General features: G+C 62.3%; 14 protein-coding genes. 5 read left to right on the forward strand and 9 right to left on the reverse strand.

Annotated elements, in window-relative coordinates; all coding sequences use genetic code 11:
• Window positions 1-28: 28 nt before the first annotated feature.
• The 7 genes from NR164_RS12870 to NR164_RS12900 form a co-directional block, all read right to left on the reverse strand.
• Window positions 29-1,558, reverse strand: a complete 1,530-nt coding sequence (locus NR164_RS12870; RefSeq protein WP_256822817.1) for a DHA2 family efflux MFS transporter permease subunit — start codon at window positions 1,556-1,558, stop codon at window positions 29-31.
• Window positions 1,558-2,754, reverse strand: a complete 1,197-nt coding sequence (locus tag NR164_RS12875; RefSeq protein WP_256822818.1) for an efflux RND transporter periplasmic adaptor subunit — start codon at window positions 2,752-2,754, stop codon at window positions 1,558-1,560. Before NR164_RS12875 ends, NR164_RS12870 begins: the two co-directional genes overlap by 1 nt.
• 15 nt (window positions 2,755-2,769) lie before the next feature.
• Window positions 2,770-4,221, reverse strand: coding sequence for an efflux transporter outer membrane subunit (locus NR164_RS12880; protein ID WP_046484984.1), 1,452 nt, complete (start codon window positions 4,219-4,221; stop codon window positions 2,770-2,772).
• A complete protein-coding gene (locus tag NR164_RS12885; protein WP_256822819.1) occupies window positions 4,218-4,691 on the reverse strand; it encodes a MarR family winged helix-turn-helix transcriptional regulator in 474 nt (157 codons plus the stop codon). The genes NR164_RS12880 and NR164_RS12885 overlap by 4 nt, the downstream gene beginning before the upstream one ends.
• 142 nt (window positions 4,692-4,833) lie before the next feature.
• Window positions 4,834-8,505 (reverse strand): translocation/assembly module TamB domain-containing protein, encoded by a 3,672-nt coding sequence (locus tag NR164_RS12890; protein ID WP_256822820.1) that lies wholly within the window; start codon window positions 8,503-8,505, stop codon window positions 4,834-4,836.
• Window positions 8,505-10,232, reverse strand: a complete 1,728-nt coding sequence (locus NR164_RS12895) for an autotransporter assembly complex family protein (RefSeq protein WP_017848103.1) — start codon at window positions 10,230-10,232, stop codon at window positions 8,505-8,507. The genes NR164_RS12890 and NR164_RS12895 overlap by 1 nt, the downstream gene beginning before the upstream one ends.
• Window positions 10,233-10,295: 63 nt before the next feature.
• Window positions 10,296-10,946 carry an N-acetyltransferase gene (locus NR164_RS12900; protein WP_017848104.1) on the reverse strand — a complete coding sequence of 217 codons (651 nt, stop codon included), beginning with the start codon at window positions 10,944-10,946 and terminating at the stop codon, window positions 10,296-10,298.
• A gap of 168 nt (window positions 10,947-11,114) precedes the next feature.
• Here NR164_RS12900 and xthA point away from each other — a divergent pair, with 168 nt between their 5' ends.
• Both xthA and NR164_RS12910 read left to right on the forward strand, forming a co-directional pair.
• A complete protein-coding gene (xthA, locus tag NR164_RS12905) occupies window positions 11,115-11,927 on the forward strand; it encodes an exodeoxyribonuclease III (RefSeq protein ID WP_017848105.1) in 813 nt (270 codons plus the stop codon).
• A 134-nt stretch (window positions 11,928-12,061) separates the two neighbouring features.
• Window positions 12,062-13,393: a substrate-binding domain-containing protein gene (locus NR164_RS12910; protein ID WP_256822821.1), complete on the forward strand. Its 1,332-nt coding sequence runs from the start codon at window positions 12,062-12,064 to the stop codon at window positions 13,391-13,393.
• A 129-nt stretch (window positions 13,394-13,522) separates the two neighbouring features.
• Here the strand turns inward: NR164_RS12910 and NR164_RS12915 are convergent, their stop codons facing one another.
• Window positions 13,523-14,752, reverse strand: coding sequence for an acyl-CoA dehydrogenase (locus NR164_RS12915; RefSeq protein ID WP_017848107.1), 1,230 nt, complete (start codon window positions 14,750-14,752; stop codon window positions 13,523-13,525).
• Between the two features lie 151 nt (window positions 14,753-14,903).
• Here NR164_RS12915 and NR164_RS12920 point away from each other — a divergent pair, with 151 nt between their 5' ends.
• From NR164_RS12920 to NR164_RS12930, 3 genes are all read left to right on the forward strand, one after another.
• Complete coding sequence (locus NR164_RS12920) at window positions 14,904-15,839, forward strand: LysR family transcriptional regulator (protein WP_017848108.1); 936 nt, start codon at window positions 14,904-14,906, stop codon at window positions 15,837-15,839.
• Window positions 15,840-16,024: 185 nt separating this feature from the next.
• Window positions 16,025-16,420, forward strand: coding sequence for a MerR family DNA-binding transcriptional regulator (locus NR164_RS12925; protein ID WP_017848109.1), 396 nt, complete (start codon window positions 16,025-16,027; stop codon window positions 16,418-16,420).
• 16 nt (window positions 16,421-16,436) lie between these two features.
• Window positions 16,437-17,336, forward strand: coding sequence for a hydroxymethylglutaryl-CoA lyase (locus NR164_RS12930; RefSeq protein WP_046382872.1), 900 nt, complete (start codon window positions 16,437-16,439; stop codon window positions 17,334-17,336).
• 601 nt (window positions 17,337-17,937) lie between these two features.
• On the opposite strand, the gene NR164_RS12935 is transcribed toward NR164_RS12930, so the two are convergent.
• On the reverse strand, window positions 17,938-19,620 hold the full coding sequence (locus tag NR164_RS12935) for an AMP-binding protein (RefSeq protein ID WP_256822822.1): 1,683 nt from the start codon (window positions 19,618-19,620) through the stop codon (window positions 17,938-17,940).
• Window positions 19,621-19,689: the final 69 nt, after the last annotated feature.

A 19,689-nucleotide genomic window follows, 5' to 3' on the forward strand; every position in this document is an offset into this window, starting at 1 on the left:
CATTTGATTCCATTTCAGCACTGGTTGATCAGTGCCCTGATGCCGCCGGCCCCGCCTTCGCGGTAAACGGCGGTTTGGCCAGCCACACCAGCAGCATCAAGCCCATGAACATCCACCCCAGCAACGTGAAGTAATCCACGGTGGACATCATGTATGCCTGGCTGGTGAGGATCTGGTCGAGTTGGGCGTAGGCCTTTTGCCCCGCGCCGCCCAACGCATTCAACGCATCGCGGGTCGCCGCGTCGTAGGTGGTCATGTTCTCGCTCATGTACGCATGGTGCTGGTCCGCGCGGCGAATCCAGATCCAGGTGGTCAGCGAGGCCGCGAAGCTGCCGCCCAGGGTCCGCAGGAACGTCGCCAGGCCGGCGCCGTCGGCGATCTGGTGCGGCGGCAGGTCGGACATCAGGATGCTCAAGGTCGGCATGAAGAACAGCGCCACGCCGATGCCCATGAACAACTGCACCAGGGCGATGTGCTGGAAGTCCACCTCATTGGTGAAACTGGCGCGCATGAAGCAGCTCAAGCCAATCGCCAGGAACGCCAGGCCCGCCAGTACGCGCAGGTCGAATCGGTGCGCGTACTTGCCGACAAACGGCGACATCAGCACCGGCAGAATACCGATCGGCGCCACGGCCAGCCCGGCCCAGGTCGCGGTGTAGCCCATCTGGGTTTGCAGCCACTGCGGCAGGATCAGGTTGATGCCGAAGAAGCCCGCGTAGCCGAGGACCAGCACGATGGTGCCGATGCGGAAGTTGCGGTAGGCAAACAGCCGCAGGTTGACCACCGGGTGTTTGTCGGTCATCTCCCAGATGATGAACACCGCCAGGGCAATCACCGAAATCGCCGCCCCCACGATGATGAAGTTGGATTCGAACCAGTCCAGGTCGTTGCCCTTGTCGAGGATGATCTGCAACGCGCCGACCCCGACGATCAAGCTCAACAACCCCACATAGTCCATCGGCTGGTAGCTGGTGACCACCGGGCGTTTCTTCAACTGCGAACGCACCACCATCACCGCAAAGATGCCGATGGGCACGTTGATGAAGAAGATCCACGGCCAGCTGTAGCTGTCGGTGATCCAGCCGCCGAGGATGGGACCGGCAATCGGCGCCACCACCGTGACCATCGCCAGCAGTGCCAGGGCCATGCCGCGCCTCGCCGGCGGGTAGACCGCGATCAGCAACGTTTGGGTCATCGGGTACAACGGCCCCGCCACCAGGCCTTGCAACACCCGAAAGCCGATCAGCTCGGGCATCGACGTGGAAATACCGCAGAGAAACGAGGCCAGCACAAACAGCACGGTGGCCCAGAGAAACAGCTTCACCTCGCCGAAGCGCCGGCTCAACCAGCCGGTCAGCGGCAGGGCAATGGCGTTGCTCACCGCAAACGAGGTGATCACCCAGGTGCCCTGCTCCGAACTCACGCCAAGGTTGCCGGAAATGGTCGGCAACGCCACGTTGGCGATCGTGGTATCGAGCACCTGCATGAAGGTCGCCAGCGACAGGCCAATCGTGGCCATCACCAAGCTGGGTGGCGAGAAGGACGCGTTCTGGCTCATCAGCGTTGCACAGCCTTGGGCGCGGCGAGGCTGTTGTCATGAATCAACTGGGTGATCATGGCATCGGCTTCGGCCAACTGGCGGTCATACACGTTGGTGGTGAACGAGGCCTTTTGCGGCGCCTGTTGCGCCAGTACCGGGCCGCTCTGGTCGTGCAGGTCGACGTTGACCACCGTGCTCAAGCCCACCCGCAGCGGGTGCTTGGTCAGTTCTTCGGCATTGACGTGGATGCGTACCGGCACCCGTTGCACGATCTTGATCCAGTTGCCCGTGGCGTTCTGCGCAGGCAGCAAGGCAAACGCGCTGCCGGTGCCGGCGCCGAGGCTGTCGATGGTGCCGCTGAACTTCACATCACTGCCGTAAATGTCCGCTTCGATGTCCACCGGTTGGCCGATACGCATATTGCGCAGTTGGGTTTCCTTGAAGTTGGCGTCGATCCACAGCTGGTTCAGCGGGATCACCGCCATCAACGCCGTCCCCGGCTGCACGCGCTGACCCAGTTGCACGGTGCGCTTGGCCACATAGCCGGTGACGGGGGCGATCAGGGTGCTGCGCGCATTGGCCAGGTAGGCCTGGCGCAGTTGCGCGGCGGCGGCTTGCACGTCCGGATGGGACGAGATCACCGTGTCGTCGACCAGGGCGTTGCTGCTTTTGAGCTGCTGCTCAAGGTTGGTCAGGGCATTCTTGGCCGCGGTCAGGCTGTCGCGGGCGTGGGACAGTTCTTCCTGGGAAATCGCCCCGCCCTGCGCCAGGGTCTTACGCCGGTTGTAGTTGTCCTCGGCAGTTTGCACGTCGGCTTTCTGCGCATTGACCTGGGCTTTCATCCCGTCGACGTTGCTGTACAAGCCCCGCACCTGGCGCACGGTGCGGGCCAGGTTGGCCTGCGCACTTTGCAGGCCGACCGCCGCGTCGTTGGGGTCGAAGTTGATCAGCACCTGGCCTTCGTGGACCAGGTCGCCATCGTCGGCGCCGATGCTGACCACGGTGCCGGTGACCAGCGGGGTGATTTCCACCACGTTGCCGTTCACATAGGCGTCGTCGGTGCTTTCATTGAAGCGGCCGTAGAGTTCATACCAGCCCCACACGCCGACCACACCAAGGATGACGATCAGCACCAGGCCGACCAGCATGACTTTGCGTTTGCGCGGGTTGTTATCGGGCGTTCCCGTTGCGTTGTTGCTTTCGGCAGTGGCCATGTCAGTTACCTCAAATTATTCCGTGCGTGTAGCTGGGGTGGTCGATGCCACATTTGCGGCGTCGTAGCCGCCACCCAGGGCTTGCATCAATTGGATCGACAGATCGATTTGCGCGGCGTTCAAGGTCGCCAGCTGACGCTGGGCCTGCAGCAATTGCTGCTCGATGCTGAGCACGTCCAGGTAGTTGCCGATCCCGGAGCTGTAACGCTGCATCGCGGTGTCGTAGGACTGCTGGGCAATGTCGGCGGCGTGTTGCTGGGCCTGGATTTGCCGACCGGTTTCGCGCAGTTGTGAAAGGCTGTTGCCGATATCGCCGAGGGCTTGCACCAGGGTTTTGTTGTACTGGGCCACGGCCAGGTCATAGTCGGCATCGCGCGCATCGAGGTTGGCGCGCAGGCGGCCGCCATCGAAAATCGGCAGCGAAATCGTCGGCGCAATGTTGAAGAAGCGGCTGGCCGAACCGAACATCGCATCCCCCAGCAACGACTCGGCCCCGGCGCTCGCGCTCAGGTTGAGGTTGGGGTAGAAGCTGGCCTTGCCGGCGGCGATGTTCTTGCTCGCCGCTTCCACCCGCCAACGTGCGGCGATCAGGTCCGGGCGCCGGCCCAGCAGTTCGGCGGGCAGCACCGAGGGCACAGCGACGGCGCTGGGCTTGAGCACCGCCGGGCGCGCCAGTTCGTTGCCGCGGTCCGGGCCTTTGCCGAGCAATACCGCCAGGGCGATTTTCGCGCTCTGCAGTTGTTTTTCCGCATCGATCAGTTGCGACTGGGAGCTGGCTTCCAGGCTTTCGGTCTGCTGGTACTGGTACCGGCTGTCGATGCCCGAGTTCAGACGGCGCTGGCTCAGGCTGAGCATTTGCCGGGTGCGCTTGAGGTCGTCATTGGCCAGGTCCCGCACGATATGCGCCTGGCCCAGGTCGCTATAGGCCTTGGCCACATCGGCCGCCAGGGTCAGGCGCGCGGCCTGCTGGTCGACTTCGGCGGCGCGGGCTTGGCCCAACGCGGCTTCCCAGGCAGCACGCTGGCCGCCCCAGAGGTCGAAGTTGTAGTTGAAGCTGGCGCCGATGTTTCGCACCGTCGAGTAGGCATCGCCCTGCCCCAGCGGGTCCTTGTCCCTGGCCAGGCGCGAACGGCTCACACCGGCGCTGGCGTCCAGGGTCGGCAGGCGTGCGGCGTTGGCGGCATAGGCGGCGGCTTCGGCCTGGTGGGCACGGGCGCTGGCCACTTGCATGTCGGGACTGTTTTGCAGGGCTTCCTGGATCAAACCGTCGAGCTGCGGATCGCCGAGGCTTTTCCACCAGTCGGCGCTGGGCCAGGCAGCGCTCGACAGGGTCACGCCGGTCAACGACTTACCGGTCTGCAGGGTGTTCGCGTCGAGACGTTGGCCCTGGGTGTCGAGGCCGCTGAAATTGGCGCAACCGGCCATGCTCATGGCCGCCAGCACCAGGCAAAGGGCACGTGTGTTCATGCTTTACCTACCCGCTGCAGGGTGATCGGATCACCGGCAGCTATCAGCATTTTCATGAGGATCTTTTCCAGGGTTTGCAATTCACCCGGCTCCAGTGCGCAGGCCAACTGGTTCAACGCCTCGGCGCCGATGTACGGCAGCCTGTCCGCCAGGCGCTGGCCGTCGTCGGTCAACACCAGTTGCACTTGGCGACGGTCCAGCGCCGACCGCTTGCGATCAAGCAGGCCTTTTTGCTCCAGGCGATCGAGCATGCGGGTCATCGAACCGCTGTCCAGGGACAGGTGGCGGCACAGCTCCGCCGGGGTGTCGACACCGAACTGCGCCATGATGATCAACACCTTGAACTGCGCGGCGGTGATGCCGTGCGGCTCCATATGGGTGTCGATGATTTTGTCTTTAAGGATCGCCGCACGGCCCAGCAACAGCCCGAGGCGGCAGTTGTGGAAGTTGTCCGGGGTGAAGTGTTTCATCGGAAGTCACCTTATTACTGCCTAGGCAGCGAATGTGTGACGAGATATTACTGCTTAGGCAGCTAATGTCAAATGAAATGATTAGCTTGCTTGGTATATGCGAGCGCAGGCGCCCGCTCCCACTTTTTTACCGAGTCCGGCGCTAGAAATCGCGCTTGTAGAAAATATCCAACGAACTGGCCACCCCACTGGCCACTTCCAGGTACACCTTCTTGCTCAACAGGTAACGCAAGGCAATGGTGCTGGCCGGTTCGAACACCCCGACCCCATAACGCAGGCTGAGCTTCTCCGAGATCTTGCCGCTGGCGACCACAGCGGTGTTGGTGCCGCTGCCTTGGGTGTCGAGCTCGAAATCCTGGATGCCGAGGTCCTTGGCAATGTCCGAGGTCACGCCGGCACTGCCCATCAAGCCCAGGCCCAGGGCGGCTTGGGCGAGCATATTGTTGTCTTCACCGGTGGTGCTCAGCGGACGGCCGAGCACCAGGTAGGACAGCGCCTGCTCCTGGCTCATGGCCGGCTCGGAGAAGATCTGCGTAGTGGGCTGTTCGGCGCTGCCGCTCAGGCGGATACCAGCGACGACATCGCCGGTCTTGCGGATCGCTTCGATATCCAGATAAGGCTGGTCGAGCGGCCCGGCGAACAGCAAACGCGCACGGCGCACATCCAGCTTCTGGCCGTAGGCACGGTAGCGGCCGTCGTTGAGCCACAGCTCGCCGCGGGTGTCCAGGTTGTCGCCGATATGCACATGCCCCTGCACCTTGGCGGTGAGGCCGAAGCCCGAGAAGTTGAGCTGGTCTTCACCCACCGCCACGTCGATATCCATCGCCATCGCCATCGGCGGCTTGCCCTCTTCGGTCTGGCTGCCGACGATCACCGTGTCATCGGAGACCTTGACCGTCGACGGCGGCAGTTCGCGCACGGTGATGTCACCCCGCGGGATCTGCACCTTGCCGGCGATCGCGAGCTTGTCGTTCTTCAGGCTGATCTTCAGGTCGGGCGCAACTTCCAGCACCGCGTAAGGTTCGACGGTGACCGGCAGGTGCGCGCCTTGCAGGCTGAGGTCGACCGCCAGGGCGCGGCCCCAGTCGATGTGGCCCTTGAGGCTGCCCTGCCCGGCCTTGCCGCTGTGCCAGCGGCCATCGAGTTGCACGCTTTCGCCGGCAATCAGCGCCTGTACGTTCAAGCCTTCGAGGCTGATGGGCAGTTCCGCCCCGGAAATCTCGCCGCCCACCAGGTTCATGCTGCCGTTGACCAGCGGCGCCAGCAGGCCACCGGAGATGCGGCCATTGCCGTTGAGCTTGCCGTTGAGTTTTTCCACCATCGGCACAAACGGCCGCGCCACGGTGAGGTCCAGACCGGTGAGGCTGAAAGTACCGGTGATCGGCTTGTTTTTCGCCAGCGGGTTGATCTGTGCCTGCAACCGCAACTCACCGAGCTTGCCGCCCTGGAAGTTGAGCTGGGTGTCGATGCGCTTGGGGTTGAGGGTGGCGTCCAATTGCAGCGTGTCGTAGGGGAAATCCAGCCACTGGTGCTTGTCCTTGACGCGCAACGTGCCGCCACTGGCATCCACTGCGATCACGCCTTTGGGGCCGCTGGCCGGCAGGTCGAGCTGTACGTCGGCGTTGAGCGTGCCCTGCCAGGCGAAGTCCTTGGGCAACCAGGCCGCCAGGCTATCGATGGGGAATTGCTTGAGGTGGTAACGCAGCTTCGGTTCAGGCATCAGGCGCTGATCTTCAGCACACAGGCTGGCCGGGCCCGCGACCCAGCAGTGGGCGGCGAAGGTCAGCCTGCCATCGGCCAGGCGCTCGATTTTCGCCGGGGCCTGCAGCTTCCAGTCCTGGCCGCCGGCCTGCACGTCACCGCTGGCCAGGCGTCCGCGCCAGTTGCCTTGGTCGAGGTTGCCATCCAGGGCCAGGGCCAGCTTGACCAGTGGGCCGGCCAGATCCAACTGGACCTTCTGTTGCCTGACATCGCCCTGGGCGCTGGCTGTCAGGGTGCCGACTTGGGTATCGCCGCTTTGGATGCCGCTGCCCTTGAGGTCGATCTTCGCGCGCTGGGCGTTATCGAGCGTGGCGTCGAGGCTCAGGCTTTGCAGGCGATTGTCGGCAAACGCCAGTTGCTGGCCCTTGAGGTCGAGTTTGCCTTGAGGCGCTTTGAGGCTACCGGCCACATCGAGTCGGCCATTGACCTGCCCGCGTAACTGCGGCCACAGCTGGGCCAGCCGCGTCAGTTTGATATCGATCTGCCCGGCCAGGCGTTGTTGCAGGCTGCCGCTGCCGTTGATGCGGTTGTCGCCCAGGCGGATATCCAGGTTGGCCAGGGTCCATTGCTCACCCGCGCCTTCGGCCTTGGCGGCCAATACGGCGGGCTGCCCGCGCAGACGGCCCTTGAGGCCGAGGTCGGCGCTCAGTTTGAGCTGCTGGTTCTTGAACTCGCCTTTGCTGCGCAGCGGTCCGGCCAGCGTGCCCGGCAACTCCGCGACCCAATACGCCGGGTTCAGCGCCGACAGGTCGAGCGCCGTGTCCCAGGCGAGGCCGTCGGCGAACTGCAGGTTGAGGTGGCCTTCGGCCTTGCCTTGGCCAGCGGTCAGTTTCAGCTCGGGCAGGAACACTTGTTTGAGGTCGCCGCTGAACGGCGTGACCACATTGAATTTGCCCGCGGGGCCATCGAGGTCGGCCTTGAGGTTGCCGAGGTAGTTGCCGTCTTTATAGAAAATTTCACCATTGAAGGTACGCAAGGTGACTTGCGGCTCGTCGATCAAGGGGTAGAGGCGATGCCAGGGAAAGTCCAGCCAATCGATTTTCGCATCGGCGCTGAAGCCCTGCTGCCAGTCCAGCTGTGCCGTGAGTTTCAGGCTTTGCTTGTCACCGGCGCTCAGATCCAGGCCGGCGATCTGCGCGCCCTTGGCATCGACCTTACCTTGCAGCAGTAAGTCCACCGGGCCCTTTTCTGCGGGCAGTACGGCTTTGCCGAGCAATTGGTAACCGCTGTCCAGGTCGCCTTTGGCGGTGAGGTCAAGTTGATTGAGTTGCAGGGTGTCAGGCAAATCGGCGCTGGGTTTGAAGGCGTCGGCGGTGATGTGCAGCTGTGCCGGCAGGTTTTCCACCAGCGGCTGCAACTCGCCGCTGAGCTTGGCCGGCAGGTAGCCGCTGCTGTCGGCGTCGAGCTTGAGGGTCTTGAGCAGGTCGCCATCGGCCCTGAACGCCACCGTCCACGGCGCGCCGCCGGGGGCGTAAGGCAGGCTCAGGTTGCCGCTGGCGGTCAACGGCCAGTCGCCGCTGGGTTGGAGTAGCCCGGACAGGTCCAGCACCAGATCATCGCGTTGCAGATGCACGGAATCGATCTGCAGGCCCGCGGCGGTCCAATGCGCCGCCAGTTGCATACCCTTGAGTTCCTCGCTGCCGTTAAACAGCAGGCTGCCGACGCGAACGTCGCCCAACTGGAGCGCAACCGGCAACTTCAGCGCCGGCAGTTGGATCGGCCCGCTGCTCGGCTCCGTGCTCGGCGCAAATTGCAGGCTGACTTGATCCACCGCCAACCGGTCAATGCACAGCGTCAGGCGCAGCAGGCAGGCCGGCGACCAGTCGAACGTCGGCGCGTTGAGCTCGACACGGTCACTGCCCTGCTGCCACAGCAGATGCTCGGCACTCCATTGGCCGCCCAAACGGCCCTGGAAATTGTCCACGCTCAAGCCCGGCACCTGGCCCAACGCCCAACGGCTGCCCGCCTGGGTTCCGAGTACGGTCCACAGCGCCAGCAACACCACGGCCAGGAGGGCAACGGCAGCCAGCCCGGCTATTTTCAAACCACGCATCACAGCTCAGGCCCCATGGAAAAGTGCAAACGGATACCGCCCGGGTCTTCCAGGGCATGGGCCAGGTCAAGGCGAATCGGCCCGACGGGCGACACCCAGCGCAGGCCGACGCCCACGCCGGTTTTCAGGCTTGGCATTTCCAGGGTGTTGAAGGAGTTGCCCTGGTCGATAAAGGTCGCGATCCGCCATTTTTCGGCGATGGAATATTGATACTCGGCGCTCAAGGCCACCATGTAGCGGCCACCGATGCGGTCGCCACGGTCGTTCTCCGGCGACAGGGTCTGGTACTCGTAACCACGCACGCTCTGGTCGCCACCGGCAAAGAAACGCAGCGACGGCGGCACCGACTTGTAGCCGTTGGTGGCGCTGCCGCCGATCTGCGCCCGCGCGAGGAAGCGGTGCTTGTCCCACACGGTGGTCAGGCCTTTGACCATGGCCGTGCCGTAAAGCAGGTTGGTGTCGGAGCCGAAGCCTTCCTTGGCCAGCTTGGTGTCGAATTGCAGGCGATAGCCGTGGTGGGGATCGATGCGGTTGTCGCTGCGCAAATAGGAATAGCTGAGCCCCGGCATCAACAGGTTGCTCAGGCCCGAGTCATCGCCCAGGCGATATTCTTCACGCTGCCACTTGAGGGAGACCACCCGGGTCCAGCCGCTGGGCAACTTGCTGTGCCATTCCGGGCCGAGGGTGAGCAATTTACTCAGGGTGTCGGTGTTGGCCAGTTCTTCATTCTGGTAGCCGCCGGCAAAACGCAGTTTGTCGGTAAGCGGTGGGTCGAGCGGGATGTCGTACCACAGGCCGACGTTCTGCCGTGGCGCCGACAATTCGGCTTCCCAGCCGTAACTGTGGCCCTGCGGATTAACCCAGTGGCGCGTCCAGTTGGCTTTGCCGCGCGGGCCGACGTCGGTGGAAAAGCCGAGGCCCAGGCCCATGGTGCGTGGCTTGCGGGTTTCCAGTTGCACCGCGACCGGGATCACATCGTTGGCCGACGCAGCCGGCGCGGCGTCCACCCGCACGCCCTCGAAAAAGCCGCTGGCTTGCAGGTTCTGGTTCAACTCGGCAATCAGTTCGGAATCGTAGGGCGCGCCGTTTTTGAACGGCACCATGCGTTGCAACAGTTCTTCATCAAACGGCGTATCGCCGGCAAAATTGACCTTGCCCAAGGTGTAGCGCGGGCCGCTGTCATACACCAGTTCAATATCGGCGACGCCCGCCTTGGGGTCGACCGACAGGGTCTGGCGGGTAAAGCGCCCATTGAAAAAGCCGTAGCGCGAGGCCTGGTTCTGGATCAGACGCTTGGCGTCTTCGTAATGGCCGTGGTTGAGCACGGCACCGGATTCAAGGTCGCGGCTGGCAGGCACACGAAAGGCTTTGAGGGCCGCGGCCGGGCCGTCGACCCGAATGGTCACGTCGCGCAAATGCACCGGTTCGCCGGGCTCGATGGTCAGGGTCAGGCGCGGGTTCTTGCCGCCCTGCACATCACTGCTGATCTGCGGCTGATAGAAGCCCAAGGCCTGGGCCGCTTTGCGCGCCTGCTCTTCGGCGCCACGGCTGAAGCGCAGCAACGCTTCTTCATCGCGATCGCCTACCCCGCCGATGTAGCCTTCGATGTTGGCTTTCAACGCGTCGTTTGAGGGTTTGACTCGCACGTCCAGTTCGCTTTGCGCCAAAGCGCCGCAGCTTGTGAACAGCAGAATCAAGCCGCTGGTAAATCTTCCTGGAAACTTCATAGGCGCGGATGCTACACGAGCTGGAGAGACTCTTTGAACTCAGATTTATCTGAAAATCCTGACTCAAGTCGTTACAGCCTGTAACGGCTGTGGATTGGCATGAAAAAACACATGCTCCAGGATCGGTCCTACAGCAACTTCGCCGATTTCCTCATAACCCTGACGCTTGTAGAACTCCAGGTAACGTGAGTTGCCGGTATCGAGCACCACACCGGACGAATGCGGGTCCTCGGCGCACCAGTTGTGTACCGCGCCGAGCAGTTGCTCACCGAAGTGCTTGCCCTGGAATTGCGGGTGAATACCCAGCAACGGCAACACATGCACCGAATCGCTGGGCAGGCACGCCAGCACCGCCTGGTGATAATCCAGGTAACGCCGCGTCCCCCGCACACCGGTGCTCAACCACATGCGCAATTGCCACGCCCAGCTCTCGGTGATGCCCAGGCGCCGCTGGGGTGGCGCGATCAACGCAACGCCGATCAGTCGGTCGTCGACGAACAGGCCGATGGCGGGAAGCTTCTGGAAGAAATGCTGTTTGACCAACTCGCGCACGGTGGCACGGACCCGCTGCTCATACCCCGGCCGCTCAGCTTCGAAGATGTAGGCGAACGTCGGCTCATGGCGATAAGCCTGGTACAGCAGGGAGCGCGCTTCGCTGGAATAGTCGCTATTGAGCAGGCGGATTTCGGCAATCGCAGTTGAAGTGTCAGACATACAGTGAATCTCCCTGGGCGCCATTCAAAAGACGGCGTTCTTATGGGTACGAACTTACGCAGCGCGAGTCGTTCCCAGACATTAGCAGCGCATCCGTCCTACCGCCACGCTGGCCCCCGTCCGACTTGTCGGCTAGCATCGCCCTTTTGCCAGACTGGACAGCCGACCATGAAAATCGTCTCTTTCAATATCAACGGGCTACGGGCTCGCCCGCATCAGTTGGCGGCGCTGATTGAAAAGCATCAACCCGATGTGATCGGCCTGCAGGAAACCAAGGTCCACGACGACCAGTTCCCGCTGGCCGAAGTGCAGGCCCTGGGGTATCACGTGTACTACCACGGCCAGAAAGGCCACTACGGCGTGGCCCTGCTCTCGCGCCAGGAAGCGCTGAGCGTACACAAAGGCTTTGCCAGCGATGAAGAAGACGCCCAGCGTCGCTTTATCTGGGGCACCTTCGCCGATGCACAAGGCAACCCGATCACCATCATGAACGGCTATTTCCCCCAAGGCGAAAGCCGCGACCACCCCACCAAGTTCCCGGCCAAGCAGCGCTTCTACGCAGACCTGCAACAGTTGCTGGAAAGCCAGTTCAGCAACGACCAGGCGCTGGTGGTGATGGGCGATGTGAATATTTCCCCGGAAGACTGCGACATCGGCATTGGCCCCGACAATGCCAAGCGCTGGCTGAAAACCGGCAAGTGCAGCTTCCTGCCGGAGGAGCGCGAGTGGATGGCCCGCCTGAAGAACTGGGGCCTGGTGGACAGCTTCCGCCACCTCAACCCCAACGTGACCGACCGCTTCAGCTGGTTCGACTACCGCAGTCGCGGGTTTGAAGATGAACCCAAGCGTGGCCTGCGTATCGATGTGATCCTGGCGTCCAACGGCTTGCTGCCCAGGGTCAAGGATGCTGGGGTGGACTACGAACTGCGCGGCCTGGAAAAACCCTCGGACCATGCACCGATCTGGCTGGAATTGAGCTGACTTCACGGACGGCACGCTTAAACAATGTGGGAGCAAGCCCGTTCTCACATTTTTACGGTTGAGTGACAGTCATATTACTGAAACCCAACTGACTTAATCTCGCGGCACTCCCTTTGCCCTGAGACGGTGCCGGCATGATCCTGCGCGTTCTGTTACTGCTGACCCTTTTTCCCCTGAGTGCCGTTAGCGCGCCGCTGCCCATCCCCGATCAGGGCCCCGCCTTGCGCATCCAGGGCTCCAACACGATCGGCGCGGCGCTTGGCCCGGCGCTGGTCAAGGGGTTGATGGAGCAGCAGGGGCTGCAAGGGGTCCACGCTGACCCCGCCGAAGGCGCCAATGAACAGCGCGTGATCGGCAAGACCCGCCAGGGCAAGACGCTGACCATCGAGGTCGACGCCCATGGTTCCAGCACCGGTTTTGCCGCGCTGCACAAAGCCAGCGCCGACCTCGCCGCCGCCTCCCGCCCGATCAAAGACAGCGAACTGGTGGACCTCGAACCCCTGGGCGACCTGAAAAGCCCCGAGGCCGAACAGGTGATCGCCATCGACGGCCTGGCCATCATCCTCAACCCGCGCAACCCGCTGAATACGCTGAATACCGAGCAACTGGCGCAAATCTTCAACGGTGAGATCAGCACCTGGGAAGCACTCGGCGGCATCGGCGGGGCGATTCATTTATATGCGCGGGATGATCGGTCGGGCACCTATGACACCTTCAAGGACCTGGTCCTGAGCCGTCGCGGCAAGCCCCTCGCCGCGTCGGCCAAGCGGTTCGAGGCCAGCGAGCAACTGTCGGACGCGGTGAGCCAGGACCCGCAAGGCATCGGTTTCATCGGCCTGCCCTATGTGCGCCAGGCCAAGGCGGTGGCGATCGTCGACGGTGACTCGCAACCGATGCTGCCGCTGAACAGCCTGATTGCCACCGAGGACTACCCGCTGTCGCGCCGCCTGTTCTTTTACCTACCGCCGACCACGCACAATCCGTGGGCCAAGGCGCTGGTGGACTTCACCCAGAGCAGCAAGGGCCAGGCGATCGTGGCGGCCAACGGGTTTATCGCGCAGCGGGTCCAGGCGATAAGCGTGGAGCCGCGCCCGTCCATGCCCGAGGACTATCAGGCAATTGCCCGCGAGGCCCAGCGCCTGACGGTGAATTTCCGCTTCGAGGAAGGCAGCGCGAGCCTGGACAACAAGGCGCGCCAGGATGTGCAGCGCGTGGTGGCGTATATAAAAGGCCACGGCAAGCTCGACAAGCAGGTGACGCTGGTAGGGTTCGGCGATATCAAGAATGACCCGCAACGCGCGGCGCTGTTGTCCAAGCTGCGGGCGATGGCGGTGCGTCGGGAATTGGTCAAGAGCGGCGTAGTGCTCCGCGATATCCGCGGGTTTGGCGCGCAGATGCCGGTGGCGGCGAATACTGCGGATGAGGGTCGGATCAAGAATCGGCGGGTGGAGGTTTGGGTGTACTGAGGTTTGTGTTTTGTGTTGTTCGCACGGGCCTCGTCGCGGGCAAGCCCCCTCCCACACTAGACCGCGTTCTCATGCACAACTCGGTCAACTGTGGGAGGGGGCTTGCCCGCGATGGCAGGCGACGCGGTGTTACTGCCCGCCGCGCATCAACTCTTTAGGCACATACTTGCCGATCTCGAACTTGCCGATCGCCGCACGGTGGACTTCGTCCGGGCCGTCGGCCAGGCGCAGGGTGCGTTGCATGGCGTACATGTAGGCCAACGGGAAGTCGTTGGAGACGCCAGCGCCGCCATGGATCTGGATCGCGCGGTCGATCACCTTCAACGCCACGTTCGGCGCCACCACCTTGATCTGGGCGATTTCGCTTTTCGCCACTTTGTTACCCACGGTGTCCATCATGTAGGCGGCTTTCAGGGTCAGCAGGCGTGCCATGTCGATTTCCATGCGCGAGTCGGCGATCTTGTCGATATTGCCGCCCAGGCGCGCCAACGGTTTGCCGAACGCGGTGCGGCTGATGGCGCGTTTGCACATCAGTTCCAACGCACGCTCGGCCATGCCGATGGAGCGCATGCAGTGGTGAATGCGGCCCGGGCCAAGACGCCCCTGGGCAATTTCAAAGCCGCGACCTTCACCCAGCAGGACGTTTTCATACGGCACGCGCACGTTGTCGAACAGCACTTCGGCGTGGCCGTGGGGCGCATCGTCGTAACCGAACACCGGCAGCGGGCGCACGATTTTCACGCCAGGGGCGTCCACCGGCACCAGGATCATCGAGTGCTGCTGGTGGCGCGGCGCATCGGGATTGCTCAGGCCCATGAAGATCAGGATCTTGCAACGCGGGTCGCAGGCGCCGGAGGTCCACCATTTTTTGCCGTTGATCACCCACTCATCGCCCTGGCGCTCGGCGCGGGCGGCCATGTTGGTCGCGTCCGAGGAGGCCACGTCGGGCTCGGTCATGGCGAAGGCCGAGCGGATCTCGCCGCGCAACAGCGGTTCGAGCCAGCGCTGTTTCTGTTCGGCGTTGGCGTAGCGCACCAGCACCTCCATGTTGCCGGTGTCCGGCGCGGAGCAATTGAACGGCTCCGGGCCCAGCAGCGAACGGCCCATGATTTCCGCCAGCGGCGCGTATTCAAGGTTGGTCAGGCCAGCGCCCAGTTCGGATTCGGGCAGGAACAGGTTCCACAGGCCTTCGGCTTTCGCCTTGGCTTTGAGTTCCTCCATGATCGCGGTGGGCTGCCAGCGGTCGCCTTCGCTGACCTGGCGTTCGAACACCGGTTCGGCCGGGTAAACGTAAGCGTCCATGAACGCAGTGACGCGTTCACGCAGTTCCTGAACCTTGGGCGAATAGGCGAAATCCATGAGCAGCTCCCTTCTTTGAGAGGTTGTTTAGGTCATGCAATCGATGCTAGAACAGCGTTGATAATTTACCTAGCCTATTCTCGGCGTGTATTAACATTCATCACCGATATATGATCGGGGCATGGCCACCTAACAATAAGAGCGCAACGAAATGAATCTGAGCAAGGTCGACCTCAACCTGTTTATCGTCTTTGACGCGATCTACACCGAAGCCAACCTGACCCGTGCCGGGCAGATTGTCGGCATCACCCAACCGGCGGTGTCCAACGCTCTGGCACGCCTGCGCGAGACCTTCAACGACCCGCTGTTCGTGCGGACCGCCCAAGGCATGGTGCCCACGCCGATGGCGCAGAACATCATCGGCCCGGTGCGCAACGCACTGTCATTGCTGCGCGTGTCGGTGCAGGAAAGCCGGATTTTCAACCCGCAACAGGCGGCCAAGACCTACCGCATCAGCATGACCGACTTGACCGAAGCGGTGATCCTGCCACTGCTGTTCCAGCGCTTGCGTCGCCTGGCGCCGACGGTGGTGATCGAGAGTTTCCTGTCCAAACGCCGTGAGACCACCAAGGAGCTGGCCGCCGGGCGCCTGGATTTTGCCGTCGACGCACCGCTCAACACCGACCCGCAGGTGCGCCACGTCAAGCTGATGGAAGACCGCTACGTGTGCGCCATGCGCAAGGGCCACCCGATGGCGGGCAAGGACAAGTTCACCCTGGATGATTACCTGTCGCTGACCCATATCCATATCTCCAGTCGCCGCAACGGCCTGGGCCATGTCGACCTGGCCCTGGGCAAGATGGGCATCCAGCGCAAGATCGCCCTGCGCTCCCAGCATTACCTGATGGCCTCGCAAGTGTTGCAACAGACCGACATGGTGATGACCGTGCCCGAGCGCTTCGCCCGCCGCCATGAACTGCACTGGTTCAACCTGCCGGTCAACGACGTGCCGCCGGTGGAAACCCACCTGTACTGGCACGAGAGCACCGACCAGGACCCCGCCAACCGCTGGATGCGCGAGCAAATGATCGAGTTGTGCCAGCAGGTCACGGCGCACGAGAAGAAACTCGACAAGCTGCAAGCCTGAACCTGTCGCCGTGTAGGAGCGAGCTTGCTCGCGAAAAACCCGAGGGCGCCTTTGGGTATCAGGGCTACCGCGTTCTCGTTGACGTTTTTCGCGAGCAAGCTCGCTCCTACAGGGATTGACGATCGACCTTGACGTTTACGTAAACCTGACATTAGCTTAGCGCCAAGACTTTCTTGAGCGCCTTCATGAGCACGACCTACAGCATTTCCGACCTCGCCCGCGAGCTCGACATCACCACCCGCGCCATTCGCTTCTATGAGGAACAAGGCCTGCTGGCCCCGGAACGCCGGGGCCAGGAACGCATCTACTCAGCGCGGGACAAGGTCAGCCTCAAGCTGATCCTGCGCGGCAAGCGCATCGGTTTTTCCCTGGCCGAATGCCGTGAACTGATCGAACTCTACGACCCCACCAGCGGCAACCATGTCCAACTCAACAGCATGCTGGTGAAAATCGCCGAGCGTCGCGAACAGTTGGAGCAGCAGTTACTGGACATCGAACAAATGAAGCTGGAACTGGACACCGCCGAAGAGCGCTGCACCCAGGCCCTGGCCGAAACCATCCAAGGCCAGGCTGGCCATTGATCATAAGGTAGTTGCCATGTCCCTCCCCTCCCACGTGCGCCTGGTCGAAGTCGGCCCGCGCGACGGTTTGCAGAATGAAGCCCAACCCATCAGCGTGGCCGACAAGGTGCAGTTGGTGGATGCCCTCAGTGCCGCGGGCCTGAGCTACATCGAAGTCGGCAGTTTTGTTTCGCCCAAATGGGTGCCGCAGATGGCCGGTTCCGCCGAAGTCTTTGCGCAGATCCAGCGCAAGCCCGGCGTGACCTACGGCGCGCTGGCGCCGAACCTGCGCGGCTTTGAAGATGCGCTGGCCGCCGGGGTCAAGGAGGTCGCGGTGTTTGCTGCGGCGTCCGAGGCGTTTTCGCAGCGCAACATCAACTGCTCGATCAGCGAAAGCCTGGAGCGATTCGTGCCGATCATGGCGGCCGCCAAACAGCAGGGTGTCAGTGTGCGCGGCTATGTGTCCTGCGTGCTGGGTTGCCCTTACGAAGGCGCGGTCGCCCCGGAACAAGTGGCGGCGGTGGCCCGCGAGCTGTTTGCCATGGGCTGCTATGAAGTGTCCCTGGGCGACACCATCGGTACCGGCACGGCGGGGGCTACGCGCCGGCTGTTCGAGGTGGTGGGCGCGCACGTGCCACGGGACAAGTTGGCGGGGCACTTCCATGACACCTATGGGCAGGCCGTCGCCAACGTCTACGCCAGCCTGCTGGAAGGGATCAACGTGTTCGACAGCTCTATCGCCGGCCTCGGCGGTTGCCCATACGCCAAGGGCGCCAGCGGTAACGTCGCCACCGAAGATGTGGTGTACCTGCTCAACGGCCTCGGGATCGAGACCGGCATCGACCTGGAGCGATTGATTCTCGCGGGCCGGCAGATCAGTGACGTGCTCGGCCGGCCCAGCGGCTCGCGCGTTGCCCGGGCGCGTAACGCCAGTTGAGTAGCTTAGCCGTGACAATGTGTTACCGCAGGCCGGCCGGACGAGTAACACGGGAACATATTTTCCCGTGTTTACCGTAGGGCATTTCCCACAAAAAACTCAACTCATTGATTTTAAAAGATTTTTAAAAGTTGGCACGGCTTCTGCTATCTCTATGGCATAACAAGAATAAAAAGCGCCAAACCTAATAAAAATAAGACGAAACGACTCTGACATAACAAAAACAACACGGCAGAGACGCAGCTAACAGATTTTTTTGGAGAAGATGTGCTTCGCAGGGTACGGCATGCCGAAACCCGCAACCGGATAGAGAAAAATAAAACTACCTCAGGTAGCTACCCACTGGTTGGATCGTGTACGAAGAAGCAGATCAGCGCTCAAAAAAATACGTTTGCTCTTGACCCTGGATGGGGTCGCCAAAAACAGCGGTAAAGGGTAACGGTTGCCAAAAACAACAATAGACCGCCCCTCAATAATAAAAAAAGAGCACGTAACAACAAATTAAAGGGGACCTTCGGGTCCCCTTTGTGCTGTCTGGGATTACGCAATTTAAACTGTGGGAGGGGCTTGCTCCCTCCCCCACAAGTTTTCAGCGAAACGACTAAGACTGCGTTCGCAGCTCTTCGATCGAGATCTCGCGCATGCGGAATTTCTGGATCTTGCCGGTGACCGTCATCGGGAATTCATCCACGAACTTGAAATGCTTGGGCGTCTTGAAGTGCGCGATACGCCCCTTGCACCACGTGTGCAACTCCAGCGCGCTGGCCACATGCCCGGGGTGACACTTGACCCAGGCAACAATCTCTTCGCCATAACGCTCATCCGGAATACCAATGACCTGCACATCGGCCACCGCCGGGTGCGTGAAGAAAAACTCTTCCAGCTCGCGCGGGTACACGTTCTCGCCACCGCGAATGATCATGTCCTTGTTGCGCCCGACGATGCACACGTAGCCGTGCTCGTCCATGGTCGCCAGGTCACCGGTATGCATCCAGCCGGCGTCGTCGATTGCGTCGCGGGTGCCGTCGGGGTTGTTCCAGTAACCGAGCATCACGCTGTAGCCACGGGTACACAGCTCACCGATCTCGCCACGCGCGACGGTGTGACCGGCGAGGTCGACGATCTTGCTTTCCAATTGCGGCTGGGTGCGGCCGACCGTGGTGACGCGGCGCTCCAGGTCGTCATCGGGGCCGGTCTGCAGGGACACCGGGCTGGTTTCGGTCATGCCGTAGGCAATCTGCACTTCGCTCATGTGCATTTCGCCGATGACCCGACGCATCACTTCGATCGGGCAGGTGGCACCGGCCATGATCCCGGTGCGCAGGCTGGACAGGTCGAACTCGCCGCGTTGCGGATGGTCGAGCATGGCGATAAACATGGTCGGCACGCCGTACAGGGCGCTGGCGCGTTCTTCGGCGACGGCGGCCAGGGTCAGCAGCGGGTCGAAGCCGTCGTTCGGGTAAATCATGGTGGTGCCGTGGGTGATGCAGCCCAGGTTGCCCATCACCATGCCGAAACAGTGATACAGCGGCACGGGGATCACCAGGCGGTCCTGCGCGGTCAAGCCCAGGCTTTCGCCGACCATGTAGCCGTTGTTGAGGATATTGAGATGACTGAGGGTGGCGCCCTTGGGGAAGCCGGTGGTGCCGGAGGTGTACTGGATATTGACGGCCTGGTCGAAGTGCAGGCTGGCTTGGCGCGCGATCAATCGCTCAGGCGGGATGCCCGCACCAAGGGCCGCCAGTTGCGACCAGGGCAAAAAGCCCGTGGGCGGGCGCGGCGCAAGGCTGATCACGCCGCGCAGGTCCGCCAGTTTTTCGCAGTTCAAGCGGCCGACGGGTTGCTCCGCCAGCTCGGGCAGCAGTTCCTGCAACATCGCGTGGTAATCGGAGGTCTTGAACGAACCGGCACACACCAGCCATTGGCAGCCGGATTGCTTGAGCACGTATTCCAGCTCAGTGCTGCGATAGGCCGGATTGATATTGACCAGAATCACCCCGAGCTTGGCGCTGGCCAACTGGCTGATGCACCACTCGGCGCAGTTCGGCGCCCAGATGCCCAGGCGATCGCCGCGCTGCAGGCCCAACGCCAGCAGCGCGCGGGCGTGCAGGTCGACGGTCTCGGCCAGTTGCTGCCAGGTGTAGCGGCGTTGCTGGTGACGCACCACCAAGGCTTCCCCATCGGGATACTGCGCAACCGTGTGATCGAAGGCCTGACCGATCGTCATGGCCAACAAGGTCTTGTCCTGAGAGCCACGGCTGTAGCTCTGATTCGGTTGATCCATAACGACCCCTGTTGTCTTTTTTGTAGGTTGACGTAAACGTAAACTACGATTGACAGCGCCGCAACGCAA

The sequence above is a fragment of the Pseudomonas sp. Pse79 genome (assembly GCF_024519615.1).
Classification (GTDB): Bacteria; Pseudomonadota; Gammaproteobacteria; order Pseudomonadales; family Pseudomonadaceae; genus Aquipseudomonas; species Aquipseudomonas veronii.

Excerpts from the sequence above, each read along its gene's own strand:
- NR164_RS12910 (WP_256822821.1), top strand. The coding sequence starts at position 12,062 with ATGATCCTGCGCGTTCTGTTACTGCTGACCCTTTTTCCCCTGAGTGCC.
- NR164_RS12885 (WP_256822819.1), bottom strand. The coding sequence starts at position 4,691 with ATGAAACACTTCACCCCGGACAACTTCCACAACTGCCGCCTCGGGCTG.
- NR164_RS12920 (WP_017848108.1), top strand. The coding sequence starts at position 14,904 with ATGAATCTGAGCAAGGTCGACCTCAACCTGTTTATCGTCTTTGACGCG.
- NR164_RS12915 (WP_017848107.1), bottom strand. The coding sequence starts at position 14,752 with ATGGATTTCGCCTATTCGCCCAAGGTTCAGGAACTGCGTGAACGCGTC.
- NR164_RS12935 (WP_256822822.1), bottom strand. The coding sequence starts at position 19,620 with ATGGATCAACCGAATCAGAGCTACAGCCGTGGCTCTCAGGACAAGACC.
- NR164_RS12880 (WP_046484984.1), bottom strand. The coding sequence starts at position 4,221 with ATGAACACACGTGCCCTTTGCCTGGTGCTGGCGGCCATGAGCATGGCC.
- NR164_RS12895 (WP_017848103.1), bottom strand. The coding sequence starts at position 10,232 with ATGAAGTTTCCAGGAAGATTTACCAGCGGCTTGATTCTGCTGTTCACA.
- NR164_RS12925 (WP_017848109.1), top strand. The coding sequence starts at position 16,025 with ATGAGCACGACCTACAGCATTTCCGACCTCGCCCGCGAGCTCGACATC.
- NR164_RS12870 (WP_256822817.1), bottom strand. The coding sequence starts at position 1,558 with ATGAGCCAGAACGCGTCCTTCTCGCCACCCAGCTTGGTGATGGCCACG.
- NR164_RS12875 (WP_256822818.1), bottom strand. The coding sequence starts at position 2,754 with ATGGCCACTGCCGAAAGCAACAACGCAACGGGAACGCCCGATAACAAC.
- NR164_RS12890 (WP_256822820.1), bottom strand. The coding sequence starts at position 8,505 with ATGCGTGGTTTGAAAATAGCCGGGCTGGCTGCCGTTGCCCTCCTGGCC.
- NR164_RS12930 (WP_046382872.1), top strand. The coding sequence starts at position 16,437 with ATGTCCCTCCCCTCCCACGTGCGCCTGGTCGAAGTCGGCCCGCGCGAC.
- xthA (WP_017848105.1), top strand. The coding sequence starts at position 11,115 with ATGAAAATCGTCTCTTTCAATATCAACGGGCTACGGGCTCGCCCGCAT.
- NR164_RS12900 (WP_017848104.1), bottom strand. The coding sequence starts at position 10,946 with ATGTCTGACACTTCAACTGCGATTGCCGAAATCCGCCTGCTCAATAGC.